Source organism: Paludibacterium denitrificans, assembly GCF_009707705.1.
Taxonomy (GTDB): Bacteria; Pseudomonadota; Gammaproteobacteria; order Burkholderiales; family Chromobacteriaceae; genus Paludibacterium_A; species Paludibacterium_A denitrificans.
This window is the reverse complement of sequence record NZ_WLYX01000001.1, coordinates 605229-631468: the sequence shown is the minus strand read 5'-3', so window position 1 is coordinate 631468 and position 26240 is coordinate 605229. Positions and strand designations below refer to the sequence as shown.

Annotated in this window: 29 protein-coding genes, 8 pseudogenes and 2 riboswitches; of the genes and pseudogenes, 29 read left to right on the top strand and 8 right to left on the bottom strand. The window is 58.6% G+C overall.

Going from position 1 to position 26240, the window contains the following annotated elements; all coding sequences use genetic code 11:
* Nucleotide 1: 1 nt before the first annotated feature.
* From cheZ to GKE73_RS04320, 4 genes and pseudogenes are all read right to left on the bottom strand, one after another.
* Nucleotides 2–706 carry a protein phosphatase CheZ gene (gene cheZ, locus GKE73_RS04335; RefSeq protein WP_230369225.1) on the bottom strand — a complete coding sequence of 235 codons (705 nt, stop codon included), beginning with the start codon at nucleotides 704–706 and terminating at the stop codon, nucleotides 2–4.
* A gap of 104 nt (nucleotides 707–810) precedes the next feature.
* On the bottom strand, nucleotides 811–1200 hold the full coding sequence (cheY, locus tag GKE73_RS04330; protein ID WP_230369224.1) for a chemotaxis response regulator CheY: 390 nt from the start codon (nucleotides 1198–1200) through the stop codon (nucleotides 811–813).
* 52 nt (nucleotides 1201–1252) lie between these two features.
* A pseudogene (locus GKE73_RS04325) lies at nucleotides 1253–2193 on the bottom strand (chemotaxis protein).
* A 33-nt stretch (nucleotides 2194–2226) separates the two neighbouring features.
* Nucleotides 2227–3177: a chemotaxis protein gene (locus GKE73_RS04320; RefSeq protein ID WP_230369223.1), complete on the bottom strand. Its 951-nt coding sequence runs from the start codon at nucleotides 3175–3177 to the stop codon at nucleotides 2227–2229.
* A 194-nt stretch (nucleotides 3178–3371) separates the two neighbouring features.
* Here GKE73_RS04320 and GKE73_RS04315 point away from each other — a divergent pair, with 194 nt between their 5' ends.
* The 20 genes and pseudogenes from GKE73_RS04315 to GKE73_RS04235 all read left to right on the top strand — a co-directional run bounded on the left by GKE73_RS04315 (nucleotide 3372) and on the right by GKE73_RS04235 (nucleotide 13961).
* A complete protein-coding gene (locus GKE73_RS04315) occupies nucleotides 3372–3683 on the top strand; it encodes a hypothetical protein (RefSeq protein WP_230369222.1) in 312 nt (103 codons plus the stop codon).
* A 112-nt stretch (nucleotides 3684–3795) separates the two neighbouring features.
* Nucleotides 3796–4206 (top strand): histidine kinase dimerization/phospho-acceptor domain-containing protein, encoded by a 411-nt coding sequence (locus GKE73_RS04310; RefSeq protein WP_230369221.1) that lies wholly within the window; start codon nucleotides 3796–3798, stop codon nucleotides 4204–4206.
* Nucleotides 4207–4241: 35 nt separating this feature from the next.
* The gene (locus GKE73_RS04305; RefSeq protein ID WP_280954755.1) at nucleotides 4242–4532 is read left to right on the top strand and encodes an ATP-binding protein; all 291 of its coding nucleotides are present in this window, start codon (nucleotides 4242–4244) and stop codon (nucleotides 4530–4532) included.
* Between the two features lie 34 nt (nucleotides 4533–4566).
* The gene (locus GKE73_RS04300) at nucleotides 4567–4872 is read left to right on the top strand and encodes an STAS domain-containing protein (protein WP_230369220.1); all 306 of its coding nucleotides are present in this window, start codon (nucleotides 4567–4569) and stop codon (nucleotides 4870–4872) included.
* 4 nt (nucleotides 4873–4876) lie between these two features.
* Nucleotides 4877–5404: a hypothetical protein gene (locus GKE73_RS04295; protein WP_230369219.1), complete on the top strand. Its 528-nt coding sequence runs from the start codon at nucleotides 4877–4879 to the stop codon at nucleotides 5402–5404.
* Nucleotides 5376–5945 carry a SpoIIE family protein phosphatase gene (locus GKE73_RS04290; RefSeq protein WP_230369218.1) on the top strand — a complete coding sequence of 190 codons (570 nt, stop codon included), beginning with the start codon at nucleotides 5376–5378 and terminating at the stop codon, nucleotides 5943–5945. Before GKE73_RS04295 ends, GKE73_RS04290 begins: the two co-directional genes overlap by 29 nt.
* 112 nt (nucleotides 5946–6057) lie before the next feature.
* Entirely contained in the window at nucleotides 6058–6408 is a 351-nt protein-coding gene (locus GKE73_RS04285; RefSeq protein ID WP_245393817.1) for a response regulator, read from the top strand.
* Nucleotides 6409–6452: 44 nt separating this feature from the next.
* On the top strand, nucleotides 6453–7727 hold the full coding sequence (locus tag GKE73_RS04280) for an Hpt domain-containing protein (RefSeq protein ID WP_230369217.1): 1275 nt from the start codon (nucleotides 6453–6455) through the stop codon (nucleotides 7725–7727).
* Between the two features lie 2 nt (nucleotides 7728–7729).
* Complete coding sequence (locus GKE73_RS04275) at nucleotides 7730–8266, top strand: chemotaxis protein CheA (protein ID WP_230369216.1); 537 nt, start codon at nucleotides 7730–7732, stop codon at nucleotides 8264–8266.
* Nucleotides 8260–8514 (top strand): chemotaxis protein CheW, encoded by a 255-nt coding sequence (locus GKE73_RS04270; RefSeq protein ID WP_230369215.1) that lies wholly within the window; start codon nucleotides 8260–8262, stop codon nucleotides 8512–8514. The genes GKE73_RS04275 and GKE73_RS04270 overlap by 7 nt, the downstream gene beginning before the upstream one ends.
* A 112-nt stretch (nucleotides 8515–8626) precedes the next feature.
* Nucleotides 8627–9052: a chemotaxis protein CheW gene (locus tag GKE73_RS04265; protein WP_230369214.1), complete on the top strand. Its 426-nt coding sequence runs from the start codon at nucleotides 8627–8629 to the stop codon at nucleotides 9050–9052.
* Nucleotides 9049–9372 carry an MCP four helix bundle domain-containing protein gene (locus GKE73_RS04260; RefSeq protein WP_230369213.1) on the top strand — a complete coding sequence of 108 codons (324 nt, stop codon included), beginning with the start codon at nucleotides 9049–9051 and terminating at the stop codon, nucleotides 9370–9372. Before GKE73_RS04265 ends, GKE73_RS04260 begins: the two co-directional genes overlap by 4 nt.
* Before the next feature lie 352 nt (nucleotides 9373–9724).
* A pseudogene (locus GKE73_RS22465) lies at nucleotides 9725–10357 on the top strand (PAS domain-containing protein); the annotation flags it as partial.
* Between the two features lie 337 nt (nucleotides 10358–10694).
* Entirely contained in the window at nucleotides 10695–11267 is a 573-nt protein-coding gene (locus tag GKE73_RS22460; protein WP_376767271.1) for a methyl-accepting chemotaxis protein, read from the top strand.
* Between the two features lie 34 nt (nucleotides 11268–11301).
* Nucleotides 11302–11427, top strand: a complete 126-nt coding sequence (locus tag GKE73_RS22455; protein WP_280954754.1) for a hypothetical protein — start codon at nucleotides 11302–11304, stop codon at nucleotides 11425–11427.
* Between the two features lie 26 nt (nucleotides 11428–11453).
* Nucleotides 11454–12107, top strand: a complete 654-nt coding sequence (locus GKE73_RS04250; protein WP_280954753.1) for a CheR family methyltransferase — start codon at nucleotides 11454–11456, stop codon at nucleotides 12105–12107.
* Nucleotides 12014–12295 (top strand): CheR family methyltransferase, encoded by a 282-nt coding sequence (locus GKE73_RS22450; RefSeq protein ID WP_312854360.1) that lies wholly within the window; start codon nucleotides 12014–12016, stop codon nucleotides 12293–12295. Before GKE73_RS04250 ends, GKE73_RS22450 begins: the two co-directional genes overlap by 94 nt.
* A pseudogene (locus GKE73_RS04245) lies at nucleotides 12295–13280 on the top strand (protein-glutamate methylesterase/protein-glutamine glutaminase). Before GKE73_RS22450 ends, GKE73_RS04245 begins: the two are co-directional and overlap by 1 nt.
* An 82-nt stretch (nucleotides 13281–13362) precedes the next feature.
* Nucleotides 13363–13626, top strand: a complete 264-nt coding sequence (locus GKE73_RS04240) for a hypothetical protein (protein ID WP_230369212.1) — start codon at nucleotides 13363–13365, stop codon at nucleotides 13624–13626.
* Nucleotides 13614–13961: a hypothetical protein gene (locus tag GKE73_RS04235; RefSeq protein ID WP_230369211.1), complete on the top strand. Its 348-nt coding sequence runs from the start codon at nucleotides 13614–13616 to the stop codon at nucleotides 13959–13961. Before GKE73_RS04240 ends, GKE73_RS04235 begins: the two co-directional genes overlap by 13 nt.
* A 19-nt stretch (nucleotides 13962–13980) precedes the next feature.
* Here the strand turns inward: GKE73_RS04235 and fdxA are convergent, their stop codons facing one another.
* Nucleotides 13981–14304: a ferredoxin FdxA gene (gene fdxA / locus GKE73_RS04230; protein ID WP_230369210.1), complete on the bottom strand. Its 324-nt coding sequence runs from the start codon at nucleotides 14302–14304 to the stop codon at nucleotides 13981–13983.
* Nucleotides 14305–14408: 104 nt separating this feature from the next.
* Between fdxA and gluQRS the strand changes: the two are divergent.
* The 9 genes and pseudogenes from gluQRS to GKE73_RS04185 all read left to right on the top strand — a co-directional run bounded on the left by gluQRS (nucleotide 14409) and on the right by GKE73_RS04185 (nucleotide 24077).
* Nucleotides 14409–15301: pseudogene (gene gluQRS / locus GKE73_RS04225) on the top strand (tRNA glutamyl-Q(34) synthetase GluQRS).
* A gap of 155 nt (nucleotides 15302–15456) precedes the next feature.
* Nucleotides 15457–15546, top strand: a riboswitch (glycine riboswitch).
* A gap of 18 nt (nucleotides 15547–15564) precedes the next feature.
* A riboswitch (glycine riboswitch) is annotated at nucleotides 15565–15659 on the top strand.
* A 39-nt stretch (nucleotides 15660–15698) separates the two neighbouring features.
* Nucleotides 15699–16796: pseudogene (gene gcvT / locus GKE73_RS04220) on the top strand (glycine cleavage system aminomethyltransferase GcvT).
* Nucleotides 16797–16907: 111 nt separating this feature from the next.
* Nucleotides 16908–17274, top strand: a pseudogene (gene gcvH, locus GKE73_RS04215) (glycine cleavage system protein GcvH); the annotation flags it as partial.
* The gene (locus GKE73_RS04210) at nucleotides 17234–17371 is read left to right on the top strand and encodes a hypothetical protein (RefSeq protein WP_230371549.1); all 138 of its coding nucleotides are present in this window, start codon (nucleotides 17234–17236) and stop codon (nucleotides 17369–17371) included. The pseudogene gcvH and the gene GKE73_RS04210, both read left to right, overlap by 41 nt.
* Nucleotides 17372–17395: 24 nt before the next feature.
* Nucleotides 17396–20251 (top strand): annotated as a pseudogene (gene gcvP, locus GKE73_RS04205) (aminomethyl-transferring glycine dehydrogenase).
* Between the two features lie 489 nt (nucleotides 20252–20740).
* Entirely contained in the window at nucleotides 20741–22120 is a 1380-nt protein-coding gene (locus GKE73_RS04200) for a methyl-accepting chemotaxis protein (protein ID WP_280954751.1), read from the top strand.
* The gene (locus tag GKE73_RS04195) at nucleotides 22006–22491 is read left to right on the top strand and encodes a methyl-accepting chemotaxis protein (protein ID WP_312854358.1); all 486 of its coding nucleotides are present in this window, start codon (nucleotides 22006–22008) and stop codon (nucleotides 22489–22491) included. Before GKE73_RS04200 ends, GKE73_RS04195 begins: the two co-directional genes overlap by 115 nt.
* Nucleotides 22475–22612 carry a hypothetical protein gene (locus GKE73_RS04190; protein WP_230369209.1) on the top strand — a complete coding sequence of 46 codons (138 nt, stop codon included), beginning with the start codon at nucleotides 22475–22477 and terminating at the stop codon, nucleotides 22610–22612. The genes GKE73_RS04195 and GKE73_RS04190 overlap by 17 nt, the downstream gene beginning before the upstream one ends.
* 187 nt (nucleotides 22613–22799) lie before the next feature.
* Nucleotides 22800–24077, top strand: a pseudogene (locus GKE73_RS04185) (O-acetylhomoserine aminocarboxypropyltransferase/cysteine synthase family protein).
* A 66-nt stretch (nucleotides 24078–24143) separates the two neighbouring features.
* On the opposite strand, the gene GKE73_RS04180 reads toward GKE73_RS04185, so the two are convergent.
* The 3 genes from GKE73_RS04180 to GKE73_RS04170 all read right to left on the bottom strand — a co-directional run bounded on the left by GKE73_RS04180 (nucleotide 24144) and on the right by GKE73_RS04170 (nucleotide 26179).
* Entirely contained in the window at nucleotides 24144–24602 is a 459-nt protein-coding gene (locus GKE73_RS04180; protein WP_230369208.1) for a BLUF domain-containing protein, read from the bottom strand.
* Nucleotides 24603–24679: 77 nt separating this feature from the next.
* Nucleotides 24680–25615 (bottom strand): hypothetical protein, encoded by a 936-nt coding sequence (locus GKE73_RS04175; protein ID WP_230369207.1) that lies wholly within the window; start codon nucleotides 25613–25615, stop codon nucleotides 24680–24682.
* A gap of 3 nt (nucleotides 25616–25618) precedes the next feature.
* Nucleotides 25619–26179, bottom strand: coding sequence for a LemA family protein (locus GKE73_RS04170; protein WP_230371394.1), 561 nt, complete (start codon nucleotides 26177–26179; stop codon nucleotides 25619–25621).
* Between the last annotated feature and the right edge of the window lie 61 nt (nucleotides 26180–26240).

Here is a 26240-nt window from a genome sequence, read left to right as displayed (position 1 = left end):
CTTAGAAGCCCGGGCTTTCTAGTAAATCATCGACCTGCTGCTGATTGGCGACCACATCCGGTCGTTCCTCCGGTTTGATTACCGGGCCATTGAGCAGGCTGGGGTTCAATTCGGTTTTCTTGTCATTGGGTGAATACTCGATCAGGAAGGACACCAGTTCGGTTTCCAGAGTTTTCACCATTTCCATGATTTTTTTGATGACCTGTCCGGTCAAATCCTGAAAATCCTGTGCCATGACAATGTCCAGCAATTGGGTGCTGGTGGCTTGCGTGCGTTCCGGCACGACATTCAGATAGTTGCGAGTGGCTTCGGCCAACTGTTTGAAGTCGTCGACTGACAGTTGGTTGTCATACAGTTGCTGCCAGCGCAAGGCCAAGGCTTTGGCCTGGTTTTCCAGATCGTCCTGAATCGGCTTGGCGATATCGGTGGCGTTCAGGACCCGCTCAGCTGCGCTTTCCGTTAGCGTAGCGATGTAGGCCAGACGATCCTTAGCATCCGGAATGGAGTCAGCCACGCGTTCCGTGGATTTATCGAACCCCAGATTACGCATGGTATCGTGCAGTTTGCGTGTCAACTGCCCAATCTGCTCGTACATGGTGGCAGGGCTGGTGGCGGCAGGAGCCGAGGCCTCTGACACTATGCCGGTTGGGGTAGCGGGGCGCTGGATCTTCGGTGTCTTGATGCTGTTGTTGGGCGATACTGTCAAACAGCGCTTCAAGATCCGGGGAGTCCCCGCTTTCCAATATGTGATCCGGCACGATAAATCCTCCTCAATACTGACTCAGGCAGTCTTGTGTGGCAGCAGGCTGCTTATTTGCTCATGTTCTGGAAGACCTTGTTGAGCTTCTCTTCCAGTGTGGCGGCGGTAAAGGGTTTGACAATGTAGCCACTTGCGCCAGCCATTGCCGCTTCAATGATATTTTCGCGCTTTGCTTCCGCCGTGATCATCATGAAGGGCAAATGCTTGAGCTGCTGATCGGCACGCAGCGCCTTCAGCAGTTCAAGGCCCGTCATGTTGGGCATGTTCCAGTCCGACACGACAAAGTCAAAATGTTGTGTCTTGAGTTTGTGCAATGCCACCTGACCGTCTTCAGCCTCGTCGACATTGGTAAATCCCAGTTCCTTTAGCAGGTTGCGGACGATTCTTCTCATGGTTGAGAAGTCATCCACTACCAGGAATCGCATATTCTTGTCCGGCATCGAGAATTATCCTGAATTATCCGTGATCCATCTGATGAGCCAATTCTAACGGCTACCTTTGCAGGAATGGAATCAAAGTTTCTGCTAGCACCACCGGATCGAATTTGGCGACATAGGCGTCGACACCAACGCTTGAGCCCATGGCACGGTTGGCGTTAGACGACAAGGAGGAGTGCATGACCACAGGGATGCCATTGAAACGCTGATCCGATTTGATCAGTCGAGTCAGTACGTAGCCATCCATTTCCGGCATTTCTGCGTCGACAAGAATCATTTTCAGATTGTCGTGCAGGGATTCGTCTTCGCCCCGGTGCGGCTGGCCAGCACTTGCAAGCGGTCCCATGCTTCGCGGCCATTGGTCGCCTGCTGGAATTTGACGCCCATTTTCTCCAGTACGCTGGTGATTTCCTTGCGGGCGACCACGGAGTCATCCACGAAGAAAATATACTGATCCTGTTCCAGTTGGGCCGTTGGTACGTCCGGCAGGTGCGGTTCGCCAACCACGCTGGCGAGAATCTGTTCAACGTCCAGAATGGAAACCAGCTTGCCGTCTTCCAGTTCGGTAATGGCGGTAATCAGATTCTGATTGGTGCCGCTGGTGGCCATCATGTTTTCCGGCGCACGTACCTTGTCCCAGTCTACACGGATGATGCGATCCACCGAGTCCACCAGAAAAGCCTGTGTGCTCTTGTTGAATTCGGTGACGATCATGGTGTCCAGTTTGCGCCCATCGCCTTCGGAACCGATGAATTTGGCCAGCGAGATGATGGGAATGATGTTGCCTCGCAGCGACAGGACACCTTCTACCCCAAACGGCATGTTGGGGGCTTTGGTGATGAGCGGGGTTTGCGAGACTTCGCGTACCTTGAAAACGTTGATACCGAAGGTTTCCCGTGTCCCCGGGGAAAACAGCAGGATCTCCATTTTGTTGGAGCCCGCGAGTTTGGTGCGTGCATCAACACTGGCAAGCAAGGACGCTTCGGCGGCTGACATGTTCATGTCTCTCTCCTGAATTCCGTTATGGACTTAGCTTTTGTCCAGTTTGAGCATTTCGCGTAATTTCATCGACAGCTTTTGTGGCTCGAACTTGGAGACATAGGCATCCACGCCTACCGATTCGCCCAGCTTCTGGTTGGATGTGCCAGAGAGCGATGAGTGCATGAGTACCGGAATACCGGCAAAGCGGGGGTCGCTCTTGATCAGTTTGGTCAGCATGTAGCCATCCATTTCCGGCATTTCCACGTCGGTCAGTACCAAGTGCAGCATATCGCTCAGTTTATGGCCAGCCAATTCGGCCTGCATGGCCATTTTTTGCAACTCTTCCCAACCACGCAGGCCATTGATGGCGTAGGCGTAGTTGACGTGCATGGCTTCCGTGGTGCGCTCGATCTGCTTGCGTGCGACGGCCGAGTCGTCGGTGAAGAAGATCATCCGGTCTTCCTTGACCGGTTCGATATTAATGAAATGGTGCGAGTCGTCAATGATCGAGGTTTCTGCCAGTACCTTTTCCACGTCCATCATCATGACCAGCGTGCCGTTGTCCAGTTCGGTGACGGCGGTCACCGGCCAGCCATGCGGTTGGTGATCATTTCCGGTGGCACGCGCATGGCGGACCAGTCCAGGGCGCAGAATGGTGTCGACCGCTTCAACCAGAAAACCCTGTGTGTGGCCGTTGTATTCGGTCACGATCATGATTTCTGGTTTGTTGCTGGTAACGATACCGGCGTATTTCGCCAAGTCGATCACCGGTACCAGTGCGCCGCGCAGACTGACCATGCCTTCAACCGAGGAAGGCATTTCTGGTGCGGCGGTGATTTCCGGCGTCCGCATGACTTCCCTGACTTTGAATACGTTGATGCCGAATACTTCTTTGCGGCCCGTACGTTGGTCATGCCCCGGGGAGAACAGCAGGATCTCCAATTTGTTGGTACCGGCCAGCTTGGTTCTGGCATCAATTTTTTTAAGAAGCTCTGACACAGAAACCTCCGCAGCATTTTGTTATGGCGAATGACGTTTTCTTAGCTACGTACGCCAGTTGTTGGTTTGGCCAGGCTTGTGCACCTTCATCTTGATGTCAGTTACAAGTTGGCTCAGCCTAAGCTCCAACATTATCATACGGTTTAACGGGTTTTTACAAATAACTCCAGCCCATGATGACTGATGTTTCAAACTTGCTTGACCAAAAAACGCTGGAAGCGGCATTTGAACAGTTCAATGCCGTCTCCGGACAACTGATCGAGGCCTACAACCAGCTGGAGGCTCAGGTTAATGTTCTGAATGCCCAACTGGATGAGGCGAATAACCAGTTGCGCAAGCAGCGTGATGAAAATGCGGCGTTGGCCGAACGGTTGCAGCGGTTGCTGGAAGTGATGCTTAAGCGGGCGTGGTTGAGTTGTCGGCGCAGGGTGAAGTCAGAACGGAAAACCCGGCGGCAATTGCCATGTTGGGCGGGTCGTGTCGCGGTAAGGCGTGGCAGGAAGTGACGGATAGCCCGGAAGCGTGCGAGCCGGAGGGAACTTATCTGTTGAACCTGCCAGAGGGCACGCGGCGGTTGTCGTTACAGTCTCAGGCATTGCTTAAGCGGCAGGCGGACACATGGTGTTGATTCATGATGTGACCCGGCTGCATCAGCTGACGCGTGAGCTGGGACAACAGCAAAAACTCGCAGCCATGGGCAGTATGGCGGCTTCGTTGGCACATCAGCTGCGCACGCCTTTGGCAACAGCCATGCTTTATACTGCCAACTTGCGGCAGGAAGGGCTGAAACCCGAGGACCGGTTGCGCTTTATTGATAAAAGTCTGGCCGGGATGAAGGCGCTGGAAGGCTTGATCCAGAATATGCTGGGTTTTGTGCGTGGGCAGGTGTCTTCCCGCGAGGTGCTGGATGTGACGGCCATGGTTGAGGATATTTGTGCCGTCATGGCGCCGCAGTGCCATGAAAAAGGTCTGGTGTTTGACTGCGCGGTGCAGCTGCTTAGCGTCCGTGAGTGTGATGGGCGATCGTAAGGCGGTGCAGGGCGCACTGATCAATCTGCTGGAAAATGCCATTCATTTTTCGCCGCCAGGGCGGGCATGTCTGCTTTGGCGTCAGTATGGTGGCCGATCATCTGCTCTTTCGGGTGGAAGACGAGGGCAGCGGCTTGCCCTCTGATGTGGTGGACCAGTTGTTTGAGCCATTTTTTACCACCCGCTCGGGCGGTACCGGGCTGGGGCTGGCCATTGTCAAGAAAGTGGCAGACGAGCTGGGCGGCAGCGTTCGTTGCCATAACAGGGAAACGAAGGGGAGTTGTTTTGAACTGACGCTCCCTTGTCAGGAAAATCAGCGTCTCTGAGACGATTCAGGGGCAGGATGTCGGGGAATTTACGATGAAGCCGGTGATCAAGGTGGATGGCAGTGTGGGCACGTTGCAGTTGGTGGGGCCGTTCGATTTCAACCTGCACCGGGAATTCCGACAGGCCAGCCAAACGTTGCTGGACGATCCGGCAGTGCAGGAGATTCAGGTGGATTTTGATCAAGTCCCCTTTTTGGATAGTTCGGCGCTGGGCATGTTGTTGCTGTTAAAAGAGCGTGCCACGGCGCTAAAAAAATCGATGACGCTGATTCATTGTCGTGACACGGTGTTGCAGGTGCTGGAGATTGCCTGTTTCAACAAAATGTTCACCATCAAGTAAGCGCTTGGCGTTTTCTTCTCTTACCATTCGAGCCGTGCTTAGTGGCCCGGTGCGTGCTGCCATCCTGGCTGATCCGTGGCTGTCCGGCCTGGAGTGGGTGTTCTGCACGGATATTGATCACGCTTTGCAGGAAACTGCGTCACTGGTGATCTTGCAACGGGCCAGCATGGACTCGGAGCGGCGCGTTCGGCCAACCTTGTCAACGGTGTGGGCGTGGGGCGGTCGGCCGGATGGTCCGGATAGCAATCCGCAGCGCTGGGTCGCCTTGCCGGGTGAATTCTGTCTTGATGTGCTGCGTGATCGTCTATTGGCCTGGTTATGGCTGCAAGGTGTCTGCTGCCCTTGTTGGGGGGCGTTGCCATTGGCGGTTGAGGTGGTGGACGGTTCGCTGTCGTTAACCTCCGGCGGCAAGCGGCTCTGGCGTGGGAACATGCGCTCGTCCCGGTGGGGCGTGTCGGCGGGGATGTCCTCGTGCGGGTGGATACTCCCGCGCATACCGGCTGGTGTTGGGCGATGCGGCGGGGCATGGTGAAGTGGCCGCGCTGGAAGCTGCGTTACTGGCGCTGGCAGTGGTGGCTTGCTGTCGTGGTGGCAGCCTGACGGCGCAGAACATGGAACAGCTGAATACCTTCCTGTTTGCCCGCATCGAACTCCACCGGTTTGTGGCGGCGGTGGTGGCAGAGATCAACTGGGCTTCTGGCGAGCTACGCTGGTTAAACGCTGGCTTGCCCGCGGTCTTGTTGTTCAACCCGGGGCAGCCGCCACAGAGTTATCCGTCTTCTTCCTATCCGTTTGGTGTGTGCTCCAACTTGCCCGCCACAACGATTCATCGTGTGGCGATGGATCGTTGTTTGCAATTGCTGATACATAGCGATGGCATGACCGAAGTTAAGCGGCGCAACAGTTGTTGTCGGCGGCGATTGGCCGCTGTGAAACAGACCCGGTGGCCTGTAGCTGCTGCGTGTGCCCGTCGGATATTGCCTTGTCTTATACCAGCCCGGTTGGTGATGATATGTCTTGTGTCACGTTCTCATTACCGGCCCAGCGAGGCCGGGAGGCATGAGCCGTTGTAACGGGTGCGTACCGCGTAACGTTGAAAAGTATTAGTGCCTGTCTCGCCGGTACGGCCGGGCCTGATCCGGGCTCTTGGTAGTTTCGGAAAATAAAGCGACTGTAGGATTTGTGATGTCAAAGAAAATTCTTACCGTAGACGATTCTGCGTCCATCCGTCAGATGGTGACGTTTACCCTGAAAAGCGCGGGTTATGAGGTGGTGGAAGCCGTTGATGGTTCTGCTGCGCTGGCTTGTGCACAGGAGACGGCGTTTGATCTGGTACTCACCGACCAGAACATGCCGGGGATGGATGGGCTGTCGCTGATCCGGTTGCTGCGCAAGTTGCCTGAGTATGAGCGCACGCCAATTCTGATGCTGACCACCGAGTCGGGCGAGCAGATGAAAACCACCGGGGGCGCGCCGCCGGGGCAACCGGTTGGCTGGTCAAGCCGTTTCATCCGCAAAAATTGCTGGATGTCGTGAAGCGGCTGGTCGGGTGAGGTGGTATCTGGCTACGGGGGGATGTCGTGCCGATTGATATGACTCAGTTTCATCAGGTATTTTTTGATGAAACAGCCGAGCATCTGGCCAACATGGAATACCTGTTGCTCGCCATGGATGTGGCGCATCCCGAGGCGGAGAAACTCAATGCCGTGTTTCGTGCCGTCCATTCGATCAAGGGTGGTGCCGCGACATTTGGTTTTGCCGATCTGGCTGAATTGGCCCATGCACTGGAAAACCTGCTCGACCGGTTACGTAAGCAGGCGCTGGTGTTGACTGATGCCATGGTCGAGGTGTTCTTGCGTGCCAAGGATGTGCTGCAGGGTATGTTGACGGCGCATCGCGGCGGCCCGACGGTTGGTGGCGATGAAGTATCGGCCGTGACCCAGCGGCTGGCGCAGCTGGCGGAGGTGGTGCCTGTACCGCTGGTGGAACATGCCACGCCGACATCACTCCGTTGTCGCGTGCTGCTGGAGCTATGGCCGGGTGAGGATGTGGATATCGCCGCAGCGCTGGAGTCGCTCGGCCGCTGTGGCGAATTGGCCGTGGTGCAGCAGGGCAACGTGGATAGCCAGCAACCGTGGGTGGCGAGTTTCTGTTCTGAGCTGACGGCCTCGGAAGTGGCGGATACGCTGGCTTTTGTACTGCCGCCGGAGCGTTTCAGCGTGCGGCCAGATGGCGGCGTGGAGGAAGATGCTGATTTTGGGCTGTTTCTCGATCCGCCTGATACGGCTGTGCCGGTGGCCCCGTTGGTGGCTTACGAAGAAGACGGTTTTGGTCTGTTTGCACCATTGCCCACGCCCGAGCCGGTGGCGCCGGTTTCGGCCAACCCTACCGTGCCGCTTGCCGATCCCGCCTCGTCAGAGCCTGCTGCCACACGTTCCATCCGCGTCAATATCGAGAAGGTCGATCTGCTGTTGAATCTGGTGGGTGAACTGGTGATTACCCAGTCGATGCTGTTGCAGTCCGGGCAAGCGCTTGATCCGGTGGAGCATCCGCAGTTACTGGACGGAATCAACGCCTTGCAACGCCATGCCCGTGAGTTGCAGGAAGCGGTGATGTCGATCCGCATGACGCCGGTGTCCTTCGTGTTTGACCGTTTCCCGCGCGTGGTGCGCGATTTGGCCAGCCGCATGGGCAAGCAGGTGGAGCTGCGCATGGTGGGGGAAGCGACCGAGCTGGATAAAGGATTTATCGAAAAACTGGTCGACCCGCTGACGCATCTGGTGCGTAACAGCCTGGATCATGGCATTGAAGCGCCAGAGGTGCGGTTGGCCAAAAACAAGCGCAAGGGCGCTTGACCTTGCTGGCGTTCCATCAGGGCGGCAGCATCGTGATTGAGGTGACGGATGATGGCGCCGGGCTGGATCGCCGCCGGATTCTGGCCAAGGCGCGTGAGCGGGGCATGGCCTGCCATGACAGCATGACCGATGCTGAAGTGTGGGCGCTGATTTTTGAGGCAGGGTTCACCACGGCGGACGAGGTTAGCGAGGTATCCGGGCGCGGCGTGGGCATGGATGTGGTCAAACGCAACATCCAGAGCATGGGCGGGCGCATTGATATCGATACGCTGCGCGATGCCGGGACCACCATCAGCATTCGCTTGCCGCTGACGCTGGCCATCATGGATGGCATGTCGGTGCGGGTGGGGAGCGAGCGTTATGTGCTGCCGTTGTCGTTTATTCTGGAATCGCTGCAGCTAGCGCCGGGCGAGATCAAGACCATCGCCGGGCGCGGTCGCGTGGTGAACCTGCGTGGCGATTACCTGCCGGTGGTATCGCTGGCCGATTATCTGGAAATGCCGGAGGCCGATACGGCTAACAGCAGGGTATTGTGGTGATTGTGCAGTCGGCAGAAACCCGGCTGGCGCTGCTGGTGGACGAGCTGATCGGGCAGCAGCAGTGTGTGGTGAAGAATCTGGAAAGCAACTATCGGCAGATTGATGGGGTGGCGGGTGCCACCATCCTGAGCGATGGTCAGGTGGCGCTGATTCTGGACGTGGCCGCGATTGCGCGGCACAACCAGCGCGCGTTGCAGCAGCGAAATTCAGGTGTGTGGCAAGGGGATGCGCCCTTGTCCTTTAGCTAGGGTTACAAGGTTATGGCGGACAATAAGCCAAATCCGGGCGAGATCAAAACGGCGCGGGAATTGCTGGTGTTTACCACCGGGGGGCGAAGAGTACGGCATCGACATCCTCAAGGTGCAGGAAATTCGTGGCTACGACAGTGTCACCCGTCTGGCCCGGGCACCGGCGTTCATCAAGGGAGTGATCAATCTGCGTGGCGGTATCGTGCCGATCGTTGATTTGCGGGTGAAATTCGACCTGGGTGAACCGGTCTACAACGCGTTTACCGTGGTGATCATTCTTAACGTTTGTCAGCGTACGGTGGGCGTGGTGGTGGATGCGGTGTCCGATGTGATCTCGCTGCAACCGCAGGCTCGGCGCGCGGCCCCAGAGCTGGGGGCGCTGGTGGACACGACTTATATCGAAGGGCTGGGCGCGCTGGATGAGCGCATGATCATCGTGCTGGACATTGAGCGCTTGATGAGTAGTGAAGACATGGCATTGATGGATGTGGCCCGCACGCTGGGCAATGGGGCAGAGGCAAGGGGAAACGCAGTATGAACAACATGAAAGTCAAACACCGGCTGGCGCTGGGGTTTGGTGGCTTATTGGCCATCATCATCATCGCCATGTCGGTGGCGATTGTGCAAATCCGCGAGTTGCAGGGCAATATCGATGAAATTGCCAATCAGAACATCCCGCGTGCCAACATGGCCGCGACGGTGGCCAACAACATCAACATTGCCACCCGCTCCGTGCGCAACATGCTGCTGATGACCGATGCACAGCAGATTGCCGGTCAGCAAAAGCAGCTGGACGACACGCTGGCCAGCATCAGCGAGGAAATGGCACGGCTGAGTCCGGGAGTGCCGGAGGCTTAGCAAGGTGTTTTTTGAGCACCTGCGCAGCGAAGAAGCGACGCATCGCAGCCAGCTGGCGACATTCCGCAATTATTTTTCCCATGGCCAGAAAGCCGAAGCGCGCGATTACCTGCTGAAAACCCTGCGCGATACCCAGTTGCGCTATCTCAAGGCGGTGGACGACTACGTTGCGTTTGAACAGAACTCATCGCAAAAGCTGGCCAAACATACGCTGGCCAGCGCGACTTCGGCCAACCTGCTGTTGACCTCGTTGCTGGTGGGCGCGGTGCTGGTGGCGCTATTGGCCAGCTGGCTGATCAGCCGCTCGTTGTGGCGGCAGCTGGGCGGTGAACCGGCCGATGCCGTACGCCTGATGGAAGAGTTGGCCGAAGGCGAGGTGGTGTCCGAGTTCAAGCTCAAGGACGGCGATACCTCCAGCCTGTTTGCCCATATCAAGACCACCGCTCACAACGCGGTGGAAAACCTGCGCGTGCGCAATGCGCTGGATGCATCGGCCACCAACATGATGATTGCCGATGCCAACTTCCGCGTTGTGTATGCCAATCAGGCGGTGACCGCGATGTTCCAGCGTGCCGAGCAGGACATCCGCCAGGAATTGCCCAATTTCTCGGCGCGGGAGTTGCTGGGCAGCAGTATTGATGTGTTTCACAAGAACCCGGCGCACCCGCGCCAGCTGATGCAATCGCTCCGTAGCGTGCATCAGGCCACCATCCGTATCGGCGGCCATACCTTCTCCCAGACCATGACGCCGATTTTCAGCAAGACCGGCAAATCGCTGGGTGCGGTGGTGGAATGGAAAGACCGCACCGCCGAGCTGGAAGTGGAACGTGAGGTGGCTGATATCGTGCAGGCCGCTGCCAATGGTGATCTGACCACGCGTATTGCGCTGGACAACAAGCGCGGCTTTTATCGCCAGCTGGGCGAGGGCGTTAACCAATTGCTGGATGTCACCACGCGTGGGCTGGGCGATATTGCCGATGTGCTTGGCGGGTTGGCCGAAGGTGACCTGACGCGCTCGATCGACAGCGAGTATCAGGGGCTGTTTGGCTTAAGCTCAAGGATGACACCAATACCACGGTGGAACGCCTCAAGGCGATTGTCGGCCACATCAAGGAATCCACGGAGGCGATCAATACCGCCGCGCGTGAAATCGCCGCCGGTAACGCCAACCTGTCCAGCCGTACCGAACAACAGGCCGCCAGTCTGGAAGAAACCGCGTCCAGCATGGAAGAAATCACCAGCACCGTACGCCAGAATGCAGAAAACGCCAGAAAAGCCAACGCCCGGCCACCGGTGCTTCGGATATCGCCACCCGTGGCGGCGTGGTGGTGGGCGATGTTGTGGCGACCATGCAGGAGATCAACGACAGCGCCCGCAAGATTGTCGACATCATCAGTGTCATCGATGGCATTGCCTTCCAGACCAATATCCCGGCGCTGAATGCCGCGGTGGAAGCCGCTCGCGCTGGCGAGCAGGGCCGGGGTTTTGCCGTGGTGGCCAGTGAAGTGCGTAATCTGGCGCAGCGTTCGGCGGCTGCCGCCAAGGAAATCAAGACGCTGATTGGCGATTCGGTCGACAAGGTTGAATCCGGCAGCCCACTGGTCAACGAAGCGGGCCACACCATGGAAGAAATCGTGGGGTCCATCCGCCGCGTAGCCGACATCATGGGCGACATCTCCGCCGCCTCGATGGAGCAAAGTTCGGGTATTGAACAGGTGAATCTGGCGGTGACGCAGATGGATGAAAATACCCAGAAAAATGCGGCGCTGGTGGAAGAGGCGGCCGCGGCGGCCGAGTCGCTGGAAGAGCAATCGCGTTATCTGGTGGATGCCGTTGCCATGTTCCGCACTGGATTACCGGCCGGTGGCCGTCGCACCGCTGACCTGGCCGCGTAACGGTGCGCAGCCTGTGCGTGCAGCAAGTCCTGCGGTGAACACGCCTGCCGAGGCCGTGTCGCCCGGACCGGCCATCAAGCCGGTGGGGCGTTTGCTGACCACCGAACGGGTTCGGCCAACTTCGCCCGCCTTGCATGACGATGAATGGGAGGAGTTCTGAGCGATAGCGTCTCAGCCGTATCGTCCATGACGGGAGAGGGGCGCGAGTTGCGCTTCACTCTGTCCGACTTTCGCCGTATCCGCGAACTGGTGCAGCAGCAAACCGGCATTGCCCTGAATGATACCAAGGCGCACATGGCCTATGCCCGCTTGGGCAAACGGGTGCGCGCGCTTGGTCTGCGGCGGTTTGCCGAGTATCTGGACCGGCTGGTGCAACAGCCTGACGGTGACGAATGGCAGCATTTCATCAATGCGCTCACCACGAATCTGACGTCGTTTTTCCGCGAGCCGCATCATTTTGACCTGCTGCGCGAGCATGCCGGACGCCATCGCCCGCCCCGCACTTACCGCGTCTGGAGTGCGGCCACTGCCAGTGGCGAGGAGGCCTACTCGATTGCCATGACGCTGCAAGAGGTGCTGGGCGGTGAAGCGGGCCAGCGTTTTGAAGTCTGGGCGTCGGATATCGATACCCGGGTGTTACAGCAGGCAACCAATGCCATTTATCCGCTGGAGCGCACCGAAAAACTGCTTAAGCCGCTACCCTCAAACGCCACTTTGACAAAGGCATCGGCAAGCAGCGAGGCAAGGTGCGTATCAAACCAGCCTTGCGTGAGCGCGTGGCGTTTTATCATCTCAATCTGGTGGCGCCAGACTGGCCCGGCTTGGGGACATTTGACGTGATCTTCTGTCGTAATGTGCTGATTTATTTTGACAAGCCCACGCAGGCGGCCATTCTGACGCATCTGGCCGACCATCTTCAGGACGATGGCCTGTTGTTGCTTGGCCATTCGGAAAACATCCTGCACCTGACCGATGCTTTTGTCCCCTGTGGCCGGACAGCATATCGTCTGGCACCGCGATCATCTTGATGGATCTCCTGTCTGTGTTGCCAAGAAAACTGCGTGTCGTGGTGGTGGATGATTCGGCGCTGATGCGTCAGTTGTTGACCACCATCATCAATCAGGCGCCCGATATGGAAGTGGTGGCGGCGGCGTCCGATCCGCTCATCGCGCGCGAACGTATCCGCCAATTGTCGCCCGATGTGGTGACGCTGGATGTGGACATGCCGCAGATGAATGGTCTGGAGTTTTTGCGGCGGCTGATGCGTTTGCGGCCCACGCCGGTATTGATGATTTCCGCGCTTACCCAAAGTGGCGCGGAAGTGACCTTGCAAGCGCTGGCGCTGGGAGCCGTGGATTTCTGGCCCAAACCCGATCTGGATGTGGCGCGCCACATGCAACAGTATGCCGAGCAGATTTGCGACAAGCTGCGTGCCGTGGCGGCGGCGCGCGTACAGTGGCCACAACGCTTTCATCCTGTCGCCGTGCCACCCGCATTGCCGTCGGTGTGGCGGGAGCAGGCGCTGGTGTGTGTCGGCGCCTCGACCGGTGGTACCGAGGCCATTTTGGCGTTTTTGTCCGGCTTGCCGGTGGATGGGCCACCGGTGCTGTTGGTGCAGCACATGCCGGAAGGTTTTACCCGCTCGTTTGCCCAGCGGCTGGATAGCTGTTGCGCCATGCGGGTAAAGGAAGCGGAGCAGGGCGAAACGGTGCGCAAGGGCACTGCTTACCTCGCTCCCGGTAACTGGCACATGCAGCTTCGGCCAACCTCCAGCGGGTTTTGCCTGCATCTGGATCAGGCGGAGCCGGTCAACCGGCACCGCCCGGCGGTGGATGTGCTGTTTGCTTCCGCTGCGCGTCACGCTGGGCGTCAGGCGGTGGGAGTGATTCTGACCGGGATGGGGCGTGATGGCGCGGATGGCTTGTGCCGGATGCGTGCCGCGCCTTGACGCTGGCGCAGGATGAAGCCAGCTGCGTGGTGTATGGCATGCCACGGGCGGCGGTCAGTGCCTAAGCGGCGTGGTGGAAACCTTGCCGTTGGCGCAACTGGTAAGCCGCGTGCGCGACTACCTGAGTCTTAGCATGGGAGAAACAACATGAGCCTGATTGCCACGGCATCGGGCCGATATTTCGACAAGCAGTTTGGGCAGGAAGCCATCAAACTGTTGCCGGGGGAATACCGGGCGCTGGCCGGTTCCGGGCTATTGGTCACCTTGCTGGGATCGTGCGTGGCGGTCTGTCTGATGGATCGTCAGGCGCGGGTAAGCGGCATGAACCATTTCCTGTTGCCCGAAGGCAGTTCCGACTGGAGCGGCAGCGCTGGTAAGCCCGCTTCGGTGTTCATGCGATGGAACTGCTGATCACCGACATGCAAAAGCTGGGTGCGCAACGTCACCGGCTGCAAGCCAAGGTGTTTGGTGCGGGCAATATGCTGGAGGGCATGTCGGTAGTGAATATCGGTGAACGCAATACCGATTTTATCCGCAGCTATCTGGCCACCGAGCAGATTCCGGTGTTGGCCGAAGACTTGCTGGGTAACTACGCCCGCAAGGTGTATTTCTTTACCGATAGCGGCAAGGTGATGGTGAAAAAGCTCAAACACAGCGCTACGCTGGAGCAAGAAGAGCGCGCCTATCGGCAGCGGCTGCATCAGCCCGAGGAACAGCCGGGCGGCGATATCGACCTGTTTATCTGAGCCATCACGGCGTGAGTGGTCATTTTTCCAGATAACGCCGTTTGTCCCGCTCCTTGAGCCAGGTTTCATGCTCGGGCAGCGGCGGTTTCTTTTCCACAATCACCGGCCAGCGTTGCGCCAGTTCGGCATTCAGGGCAATGAACTCCTGCTGGTCGGCGGCCACGTCGTCCTCGGCAAAGATCGCCTCGGCCGGGCACTCTGCCACGCATAACGTGCAATCGATACATTCGTTCGGGTCGATCACCAGAAAATTGGGTCCTTCGTGAAAGCAGTCGACCGGGCAGACTTCCACGCAATCGGTGTATTTGCATTTGATGCAGGCTTCGGTTACAACGTAGGCCATGTTTTTCTTCCCCGGCATAATGGTTGACGGATTCAGTCGGAATTATAGTCCTCGTTCCGCTGGCCGATGCAATCTGCCCCCAGCCCAATCCCGTTTGTATTCGCATGACTGTTGAGCGCTGTTATCGCGGCCGTTTCGCGCCGAGTCCCACTGGCCTGTTGCATGCTGGCTCACTGACCACTGCGGTTGGTAGCTATCTGGAGGCCCGTTCGCGGGGCGGCCAGTGGTGGGTGCGCATGGAAGATCTGGACCCGCCGCGCGAAATGCCCGGCGCCGCCGATGCCATCCTGCGCACGCTGGAAGCCTTTGGCTTTGAGTGGGATGGCGAAGTGGTATACCAGAGCCGTCGCTATCATCTGTACCGTGCAGCTCTTGATCAGCTGATCGAGAGTGGTCAGGCCTATGCCTGCGCCTGTACACGCAAGGAAATTGCCGCGCACGGTGTGCGTGGTGTGGACGGTTATGTCTATCCCGGTACCTGTCGGCACGGTTGCCCGCCGGGGCGTGTCGGCCGCGCCCTGGCGCCTGCGTGTGGCAGATGAGGACATTGTTTTTGATGATCGTCTGCAGGGGCGTTACCGGCAGAATCTCGCCACGGCCAGTGGTGATTTTGTGTTGTTGCGGGCCGACGGTTTCTGGGCCTACCAGCTGGCCGTGGTGGTGGACGATGCCGAGCAGGGCATGACCGATATTGTGCGCGGTGCTGACTTGTTGGTGTCGACGCCCCGGCAGATTCATGTGCAGCGCTGTCTGGCGGTGCCGACTCCCGGTTATTGCCACTTGCCGGTGATGGTCAATGCGGCGGGCGAGAAACTGTCGAAACAGACGCTGGCGCCAGCCATCGAGCTAAGCACTGGCGGTTGAGCAGTTGCGTCAGGCCCTGACGCGGTTGAACCACCAGCCGCCCGCCGAGTGCGCTACGTTGGCCGAACTCTGGGACTGGGCCAAGTCGCACTGGCAACTGGCACGCGTCCCGGTCGGGCCAGTGGCGGTGTAGTGCGCCGTTGTCGGCGGTTTGCCGTGTTATGCCGGGTATACCGGCCAAAATGGTGCGAAATGACGACATTGGTGCATGCCGTACCGGTATTCGCGAGATAGCTTGATGTGGAACTAAACTTGGCTTGCCTTTAACCGCGGCTGCCCGGATAATTCGCGCATCATGCAGGAGAGAGCGGCCCCGAGCCGCCGCCGAAGGCGCAAGTGCACCCGCAATCGCTCAGGCAAAAGGACTGCATCATCGGGCAAGCTTTAGGGCTTGAACCCGCCAACTCTGGAGAGCGGCGCAAACGCGTCCACCGAAGGGGCTAACGGCGTTACCGCCGGAAAATCTCAGGTGCCGGGACAGAGGGGTGTTTGCTATTCAACAACAACACCCTTGACCAGGACGAGCATCCATGACCGCCCCGAAACGTACCCCCCTATTCGAAGCCCACGTCGCCAGTGGCGGCAAAATGGTCGATTTTGCTTAAGCTGGGAAATGCCCATTCACTATGGTTCCCAGTTGAAAGAGCATGAGCTGGTGCGTACTGACGCTCGGCATGTTCGACGTGTCCCACATGACCGTGGTGGACATCAGCGGCAGCCGGGCCAAAGCCTGGTTGCAACAGCTGATCGCCAACGACGTCGCCAAGCTTGGTTTTGAAGGCAAGGCGCTGTATTCCGGCATGCTCAATGATCAGGGCGGCGTGGTGGATGACCTGATCGTCTACCTCGCCCGTGACGGCTATCGCATGGTGATCAATGCTTAAGCACCACCGACAAGGATCTGGCCTGGATGGAACAGCACAAAGCCGGTTTCGACGTGTCCCTCAAGGTACGTACCGATCTGGCCATGATTGCGGTGCAAGGCCCCAATGCCATTGCCAAGGTCTGTGCCATCAAGCCGGAGTTGGCCGAAACCATCCAGTCGCTCAAGGTATTTCAGGGCATGCCCGCCGGGGAGTGGTTCTTTGCCCGCACCGGCTATACCGGCGAAGACGGTCTGGAAATCATGCTGCTTAAGCAACCGAAGCCATTACCTTCTTCAATCAGCTGAAAGCCGGTGGGGTAGCGCCGTGCGGTCTGGGCGCGCGTGACACGCTGCGACTGGAAGCCTAAGCATGAACCTGTACGGCCACGACATGGACGAAACCGTGTCGCCGCTGGAAGCCGGCATGGGCTGGACCATTGCCCGGAAACCGGAAGACCGCCGCTTCAACGGCCGTGCGGCGCTGGACGCCCAGCAGGCTGCCGGTGTGCCGATGAAGCAGGTTGGTCTGGTGCTGGAAGGCCGTGGCGTGCTGCGCGATGGCCAGAAGGTGCTGGTCGATGGCATCGGTGAAGGTGTCATTACCAGCGGTTCGTTCTCGCCCACGCTGAAGCATTCCATTGCCATTGCCCGCGTGCCTGCGGCCACCGGCGACAGCGCCATGGTTGACCTGCGTGGTACGCTTACCCCGGTCCGCGTGGTGCAGATGCCGTTTGTCCGTCATGGCAAAAAAGTCTTCAACTGATTTGCCCCGATTCGTTACCACTCTTTGCTAATACCCGAGGTAGAGGCGGGCGCCACGCCCGCCCGGCTGCTTTCGGCCAACCTTTTACTATCTGGATACTGGAGAAACTTCATGAGCAACATTCCTGCTGATCTGAAATACGTTGCCAGCCACGAATGGCTGCGTCTGGAAGCCGATGGCACCGTGACTGTTGGTATTACCGAACACGCCCAAGACCTGCTGGGCGATATCGTGTTTGTCGAACTGCTTACTGTGGGCGCCAATTTGGCCGCCGAAGATCAGGCTGGTGTGGTGGAATCGGTCAAAGCCGCTTCCGATGTGTACTGCCCGATCGCCGGTGAAGTGGTTGCCGTCAACGCTGAGCTGGAAGCTGCGCCGGAACTGGCCAATACCGATCCGTACGCCGCTGGCTGGTTCTTCAAGATCAAGCTTAGCCAATGCCGCTGATCTGGACGGCCTGCTGGACGCCGCTGCCTACGGCCGGAAATCGGCGCCTGATGCCGCAAGCAGGCCGTGCCGGTGCCCCGGTGTTAAGCCTGCTGGTTGGCTGGCCATTCCGGTCAGCCATGATGTAGCTCTCCCCACCGGACATTCGTATCATGACGCTCTCCGCACTGTTTAATCGTGCCGAATTCGTGGCGCGCCACATTGGCCCTTCCGAGGCTGATCGTGCCGACATGCTTGCCACCATCGGCGCGCAATCGCTGGACGATCTGGTTGACCAGACCGTCCCGGCCGACATCCGTTTCAATCAGGCACTCAATCTGCCTGACGCTGTGCCTGAAGCCGAAGCGCTGGCTGGCCTGAAAACCATCGCTGCCAAAAACGTCATCAACAAGTCGTTTATCGGTCTGGGTTATCACCCGGTCATCACCCCGACGGTGATCCTGCGCAACGTGCTGGAAAACCCGGGCTGGTACACCGCCTACACCCCGTATCAGGCAGAAGTGGCACAAGGCCGTCTGGAAGCTCTGCTCAACTACCAGCAAATGGTGGTGGACCTGACCGGCCTCGACATGGCCAATGCCTCGTTGCTGGACGAAGCCACCGCTGCCGCCGAAGCCATGGCCATGGCGCGCCGCGTGTCCAAAGCCAAGTCCAATGCCTTCTTTGTCGACAATCGCGTGCTGCCGCAAACCATCGACGTGCTGCGCACCCGTGCCAAATACTTCGGCTTCGAGCTGACGTTCGGCCAACCTGAAGACGTGGCCGAGGCCGACTGCTTTGGCGCGCTGTTCCAGTATCCGGGCGAAGCCGGTGATCTGCTTGACCTGACCGCCCCCATCGCGGCGGCCAAGGCCAAGGGTGCCATCACCATCGTTGCCGCTGACATCATGGCGCTGGTGGCGCTCAAGTCGCTTAGCCGAACTGGGCGCCGATATCGCTGTCGGCAACACCCAGCGCTTTGGTGTGCCGATGGGCTTTGGTGGCCCGCACGCCGCCTACTTTGCCTTCCGCGATGACATGAAGCGTTCCGCGCCGGGCCGCATCATCGGGGTTTCCAAGGACGCCAAGGGCAAGGTTGCCCTGCGCATGGCCCTGCAAACGCGCGAACAGCATATCCGCCGCGAAAAAGCCAACTCCAATATCTGTACCAGCCAAGTGCTGCTGGCCAATATGGTAAGCATGTACGCCGTCTATCACGGCCCGCAAGGTATCAAGCGCATTGCCCAGCGCATCCATCGTCTGGCTGCCGTGTTTGCCCATGCCGTGGCAGAAGCCTCAAGCTGGCGCATGACGCCTTCTTCGATAGCGTGCGTGTGATTACCGCTGACGCGACCGATGCCATCTATGGCGAATGTCTGGATGCTGACTACAACGTGCGCCACTCGTCCGCCACCACGCTGGATGTCGCTTTCCATGAAGCCGCCACCGAACAAGACCTGGCTGTGCTGATCCGCGCCTTTACCGGCAAGGATGCCGACATCGCCGCGCTGGATGCCGTGGCCGCCGATGCCATTCCGGCCAGCCTGCAACGCACGTCCGCGTTCCTGACGCACCCGGTGTTCAACAGCCATCACAGCGAACACGAGATGCTGCGTTACCTCAAGCGTCTGGAAAACCGCGATCTGGCGATGAACCACTCGATGATTTCGCTGGGCTCCTGCACCATGAAGCTCAACGCCACCAGCGAGATGATCCCCATCACCTGGCCGGAATTTGCCAACGTTCACCCGTTCGCACCGCGCGATCAGGTGACGGGTTATCTGGAATTGATCGACGGCCTGCAAGAGCAGCTGAAAGCCATCACCGGTTTCGATGCCATCTCGATGCAGCCCAACTCCGGCGCTCAGGGCGAGTACACCGGCCTGCTGGCGATTCGTCGTTACCACGAAGCACGTGGCGAAGCGCACCGCAATGTCTGCCTGATTCCGCAGTCGGCGCACGGGACCAACCCGGCCTCGGCGCAGATGATGAACATGCAAGTTGTGGTGGTGAAGTGCGACGATGCTTAAGCAACGTCGATATCGCCGACCTCAAGGCCAAGGCCGAGCAACATTCGGCCAACCTTGGCGCCCTGATGATCACCTATCCGTCCACGCATGGCGTGTTTGAAGCCGGTATCCGCGAAATCTGCGATATCGTGCACAGCCACGGCGGTCAGGTCTACATGGATGGCGCCAACCTCAACGCCCGGTGGGGCTGACCCGTCCGGCCGACATCGGCGCCGACGTGTCGCACATGAACCTGCACAAGACCTTCTGCATTCCGCATGGCGGTGGTGGCCCGGGCATGGGCCCGATCGGCCTCAAGGCTCACCTGGCACCGTTCATGGCCAACCATGTGGTTGCCGAAGTACCGGGTGCACAACCGGGGCAGAGCGCCGTGTGCGCCGCGCCGTTCGGTTCGGCTTCCATCCTGCCGATCTCCTACATGTATATCCGCATGATGGGCGCGGCGGGCATGAAGCAGGCTACGCAGAACGCCTTGCTCAACGCCAACTACATCGCCACCAAGTTGGCCGAACATTACCCGGTGCTGTATACCGGTGCCAATGGTCGTGTGGCGCATGAGTGCATCATTGATCTGCGTCCGCTCAAGGCGGCCAGTGGCGTGACCGAAGTGGATGTGGCCAAGCGCCTGATGGACTATGGCTTCCACGCACCGACCATGAGCTTCCCGGTGGCTTAAGCACGCTGATGATCGAACCGACCGAGTCCGAGCCGAAAGGCGAACTGGATCGCTTTGTCGCCGCCATGACGGCTATCCGTCAGGAAATCGACAATGTGCAAAATGGCGTATGGTAAGCGGATAACAACCCGCTGCACAACGCACCGCACAGCAAGTCCGACATCGCCGGTGACTGGGATCATCCGTACAGCCGCGAACAAGCGCTGTTCCCGCTGCCTTACGTGTTTGATAACAAGTTCTGGCCAAGCGTGAGCCGCATTGATGACGTATACGGTGACCGTAATCTGGTGTGCAGCTGCCCGCCGATGGAAAACTATCTGTAACGCAGACAGCCTTCGCGCCTAAGCGGATCAGGCGTGTGGCATGCCACCCCACCGGCTCTTTCTCACGGGAAGAGCCGGTGGGGTTTTTTATGGTCGGGTGGAATATGCGTTTAATTAATTCATCAACTGTGAAGAATTTTTATCGTGAATAAACTGCACTCATCGGGTGCATGGGCTTATTTATAAGCACCATCCCGGTGTTTGCACAAAATGTGTTGTTTTTTTGTGACAAAAAATTGCATTAATTAGCTTGTATCCAATTGTTTGCTGTGTTTTTTTAAACACTCAGTTTAATTTTGAGTCTAAAGGCGGCGGCGCTTGATACATATCAAATTAAGGCGCAAGACGGCTCAAACTGGAGAGCTATCCTTGGCACAGCCAAACCGCCGCGGCTAAAACCAGACTGACGGGTGAGGGGTAGCGGGTCACCGGATCAGGTCACAGACGACACCCCGCTATCGTTGCATGAAGAAAGAGCAGGATTTTCCCATGATGTCTCTACGAACCAGAATGCTGGCCTTTGTGTTGTTGATACTGACCGGCCTGTCGCTGACGTTCTGTGGTGTGGCGTACTGGAAAATGAAGGATGTGCTGTTGAGCTCCATTCAACAGCAGGTGGCCCTGACGGCTCACGACAAGGTGAGCTTCATCACCGAGTGGGTCGCTACGCGCCAGCAGATTGTCTCCTCGGTGCTGCCGCGCTTTGGTCAGGGCGAACTCAAGCCGATTCTGGATCAGGCCCAGCAAGCGGGCCATCTGGACGATATGTATATTGGCGAACCCAGCAAGCGCATGACCCAGTTTTCCAAATCCACTCCCGTACCGCCGGGTTATGACCCGACCGGACGGCCATGGTATCTGGCCGCCAGCCAGAGCGAAGAAGCCATCGCCACCGCTCCGTACATTGATGCGGCAACCAAAAAACCGATCATTACCTTTGCCCGCGCCCGCCGTGACGGTGGTCAACTGGTGGCCGTGGTAAGCGGTGACGTGTCGCTGCAGCGCGTAACCGACGAAGTGGTGGCCTCGCGCCTGCCGGGCAATGGCTACGCTTTCCTGATCACAAAAGACGGCTCGATCATTGCCCATCCGGCCAAAGAATCCGGCATGAAAAAGATCGGCGATGTCATGCCGGGGTTTGATCTGTCTGGTCTGAGCCAGGATGGCAAGCTGCAGAGCGTGGCATTGAATGGTGAAACCAGCATGACCGCGCTTTATCCGGTGGGAAACACTGGCTGGATTTTTGGCGTCGTGGTGCCGGTTGCCGCCGCGACCAGCGCCGTGGGTCACCTGATGTGGCTGATGGGCGGCTTGTCGCTGTTGGGGCTGATTCTGTCTGCGGTGCTGGCTTACGCCGGGGTGGTTCGCATGCTGTCCGGCCTGACCGACCTGCGCAATGCCATGCATAACGTTGCCAGCGGTGAGGGCGATCTGACCATGCAGTTGCCGGTGCACACACATGATGAAGTGGGGGAAATTGCCGAAGCCTTTAACGCTTTTGTGAAGAAACTGCACGGCATGTTTGTTTCGGTGCGGCACGACGCCGAGGCGCTGGCGCGTGATACCACCATGCTGCATCAGGCGGCGGATACCATTGCGGCCGATTCGCGCGCGCAGTCCAATGAGCTGTCGGCAACGGCGGCCACCATTGAGGAAATCACTGTCAGCATCAATCACATTGCGGATAATGCCGAAGCACCACCGAGTCGCTGGTGGCCGAGACGCGCCAGCATGCCAATGACTCGTATCTGGCCATGGACAAGGTTGCCCACGAAGTGCAGTCCATCGTGCAGACGGTGGATGCGCTGCAAACCTCCATGTCTGGCCTGGCGTCACACTCGGAAGAGATTCGCGGCATCGTGGCTGTGATTCGCGATATTGCCGACCAGACCAACCTGCTGGCGTTGAACGCGGCCATTGAAGCGGCTCGTGCCGGGGAACAGGGTCGTGGCTTTGCCGTGGTGGCCGATGAGGTGCGCAAGTTGGCCGAACGTACCGCCAACTCCACCACCGAGATCGCCCAAATGATCGACAGCGTGGTGCAGCAAACCGAACAGGCCATTGGTCACACGGCCGATACCAACCGGCGTGTCAGCTCCGGGGTGTCGCTGTCACGCGAAGCCGCTGCCAAAGTCGGGCAGATCAAGTCCAGTACGGAGGAGATTAGCCCGCATGGCGGAAATCACGGGCTCGACCAGCGAGCAAAGCATTGCCACCACCGAGATGGCGCAAAGTGCTGAACGTATCAACAGCAAATCGATCCAGACCGATCAAAGCCTGCAACAGATGCTGGCTACCATTCAGGATCTGGCGCGGCGCGGCGATGATCTGCGTGCCATGGTCGGGCAGTTCAAGCTGTAAACCACCTCTTGGTATTATCGTACTGAGCAAGCAAGGCGGCCTTAGGGCCGCCTTGCTGTTATCCATCCAAAGAAAATGGTTATCCATAAATAATATAGAGAGAGGATGGTGCCAGGCTTGGCAAGGATGGGGCGCACGGGTAAGGTAGCGGACACCATGACATTGGCACCGCAGGAGAACCAATACAATGAAACTCGAAACGCTCGCGGTACACGCAGGCTATAGCCCGGACCCGACCACCAAGGCAGTGGCCGTGCCGCTGTATCAGACCACCAGTTTTGCCTTCGATAGCACCCAGCACGGGGCAGACCTGTTCGACCTCAAAGTCCCGGGTAATATCTACTCGCGCATCATGAACCCGACCAATGATGTGCTGGAAAAACGTGTCGCTGCGCTCGAAGGCGGGGTGGCCGCACTAGCCGTGGCATCCGGTATGGCGGCCATCACTTACGCCATCCAGACCATTGCCGAAGCTTAAGCGACAACATCATTGCTACCAGTACACTGTACGGCGGCAGCTATAACCTGTTTGCCCACACCTTGCCGCAGTTGGGGATTCAGGTGCGTTTCTTCGATTACCGCGATCCGTCTGCCATCGCCAAGCTGATCGATGACAAGACCAAGGCGGTGTATTGCGAATCCATCGGTAACCCGTTGGGTAACGTGGTGGATTTCTCGGCACTGGCCGATGTCGCACACGCCCATGGCGTGCCGTTGATTGTCGACAATACCGTGCCGTCGCCGTATCTGTGCCGCCCGTTTGAACACGGTGCCGATATCGTCGTGCACAGCCTGACCAAGTATATGGGCGGCCATGGCACCACCATCGCTTAGCGCGATTGTCGATTCCGGCAAATTCCCGTGGGGCCAGCATAAAGAGCGCTTCCGTCGCCTGAACGAACCGGATGTCAGCTACCACGGCGTCAATTACGTCGAAGCGATGGGCGAGGCAGCGTACATTGCCCGCGCCCGGGTTGTGCCGTTGCGTGCCATGGGAGCGGCGCTGTCGCCGTTCAATGCGCTGCAGATTCTGCAGGGCATCGAAACCTCGGCGCTGCGCATGGACCGTATCTGCGACAACGCGCTGAAAGTGGCGCAAGCCCTGAAATCGCATCCGTCGGTGGCTTGGGTGGAATATTCCGGTTTACCGGATCATCCGGATCACGCGCTGGTGCAGAAGTATATGGGCGGTCGAGCATCGGGCGTGCTGTCGTTTGGCATCAAGGGTGGCGTGGAAGCCGGTGGCCGCTTTATTGATGCGCTGCAGTTGATTACGCGTCTGGTCAATATTGGCGATGCCAAGTCGCTGGCTTGCCATCCGGCCTCGACCACTCACCGTCAATTGTCGGCAGAGGAACAGGCCAAGGCTGGCGTTCGACCGGAGATGATCCGTCTGTCCATTGGTATCGAGCATATCGACGACATTCTGGCGGACATTGAACAGGCGCTGAACGCGGCCGGTTAATTTGCCGATTGCAAGGTCACGCTGCAAGGGCTGCCATGGGCAGCCCTTTTTTGTGTGCTGACTGCATCAGGAATGGCGGTGTACCACTTGCGGTGATTGCCAGTCGGCATGGTGGTGGTGCCATTGCCCGTCAATGAATTCCTGTACGAAACGGCGGGTGCGCTCGCTACAGGTGAGGTGGGCGGCTCCCAGCAATTGTTCCGGCGCAGGCAGCGTACCATCCGGGCGGCGTTGGGCATCGGCGTCGACAAAACACAACCCCGGCGCACTGCAGGGCTGTTCGATGGTTTCGCGCGCCAAGAGGAGCAATTGCTTGATTTCTGGTGTGGTGGCCAGGCTGTCGTATTCCTGTTCGACGACGGCTTCCGGCCCTTCCAGAATGGTCAGCACATCATGCTGTAACAAGATGATGTAGCCGGAGATGGTCATGGAGTGAAGGCGGCGCCTGATGATATCGAGCACCGATTGGCGTTGCCTCGGGGCGGAGAGCGTGTCAGTCGAGCAGGTAAAGGTCAGGCGGATCATGATCCCTCTCCATCATGGCGTGGATGCCATGCGTTCACTATAGCGGTTTTGCTTTGCGAACGGGAAAGCACGACACCTCAGCGACGGCTACTCAGCCAGAGCAGCACACTGCCCAACGCAACAAGGGCATGGAGCCAGGCGCGCCAGCGGTATGACTGCGCGCCTTTTTGTGGCGAGTGGGTGTTGATCAGGTAAGGACTGCCATCCTGTGGCTGCTGCATGTGCAGCGTTACCGGCATTGCCGCCAGTTGCTGTTGCGTCTGGCGTACCTCGCGGGCGGCTGCGGCCCGCACGGCCAGCCATTCCTTGTCATCGATCTGGCCATTGCCATCCAGATCGAAGCGTTGTTTCAGGCTGACCGGGTCTTGCTTCCATTCGGCCAACTTGGCGCCGACATCGCGGTGGAAATCGTTGTTGTTGTACGGCTCGCCTCCGCGTGAGGTGAGATGGCCGACGACATACAGCGGGTCGCCTTCGCCTATCCATTCTTCGATCAGCCGTTCGTTGCCTTCACGCCACTGTTCACGGTGCGGTGCCTGTACCTCCGCGCCTTCCGGGTGAACGATCACCTCCTGCTTGCCATCACGCAGCAGAAAGGATTCCTCGCTGGTGCAGTGGCTTGGCAGGAGCGGAGCATTGCCACTGAGCAGTGGCAGCATGTCGTCCAGCTGGTTGTTGTTGTCTTCCGGCAGGCGCCAGCAGCGATACCATACGCAACGGCGTCCGGAGAGCGGGCTGTAGTTGACGGCGTGCGGATGGCACGCGGCAGTGCCATACAGTTCCACCTTTTCACCCAGCGCCGCCGAGGCGGCACGTGAGGTCGGCGTGTCGGCAATCAGCCGGTAGCGGCGGTAATTGAGCCACCAGCCGAGCAGCCCCAGCAGCATGATGGCGGGTAACAGGTAGTGGCGAAAGGTGTGCGACCCCAGTTGCAGCCCGGACCAGGTCAACAGCGGGTAGATGCCAAACGCCATCAGGCCGGGGCGGGTGAGTGGGGCGGTGAGGGCGGTCATGGCTTAACGCGCATTGAACAAGGCCCCGACGTCCACGTCACGTTTTTCCTCGGCGCTAAAGCGCAGTGGCCGTGCCGCTTCAAAACCGAATAGCCGGGCAACCAGCACATCCGGAAACTGGTCGATGCGCACGTTGTTGAGGTTGACCGCATCGTTGTAGAGTTCACGCCGGTCGGCAATGCTTTCTTCCAGCTGGCTGATGCGCTGGCTCAGGTGGCTGAACTGCTGATCGGCTTTCAGCTCCGGGTAGGCCTCGGCGACGGCAAACACCTGTCCGAGCAAACCGCGCAGGGTGGTTTCGGCGGCGCCCAGCTGTTCCACCCGATGCTGGCTAGCATGGCTGGCGATGGCATTGCGCGCGTCCATGATGCCGATCAGCGTGGCCTGTTCAAACTGTGCATAGTGTTTGCACACTTCCACCAGCTTGGGCAGCTCGTCGTGGCGTTGTTTGAGCAGCACATCGATATTGGCCCAGCATTTGGCCACGCTGTGTTTCAGGCCAACCAGGCCGTTGTAGAGTATGGTCAGGTACGCCAATAGCAGCGCGACAACGCCAAAGAACATGGCAAGATGCAACATTTTATCCTCTCTGTAACGGCGTGATGCAGACGGTGTCGGTCCAGAC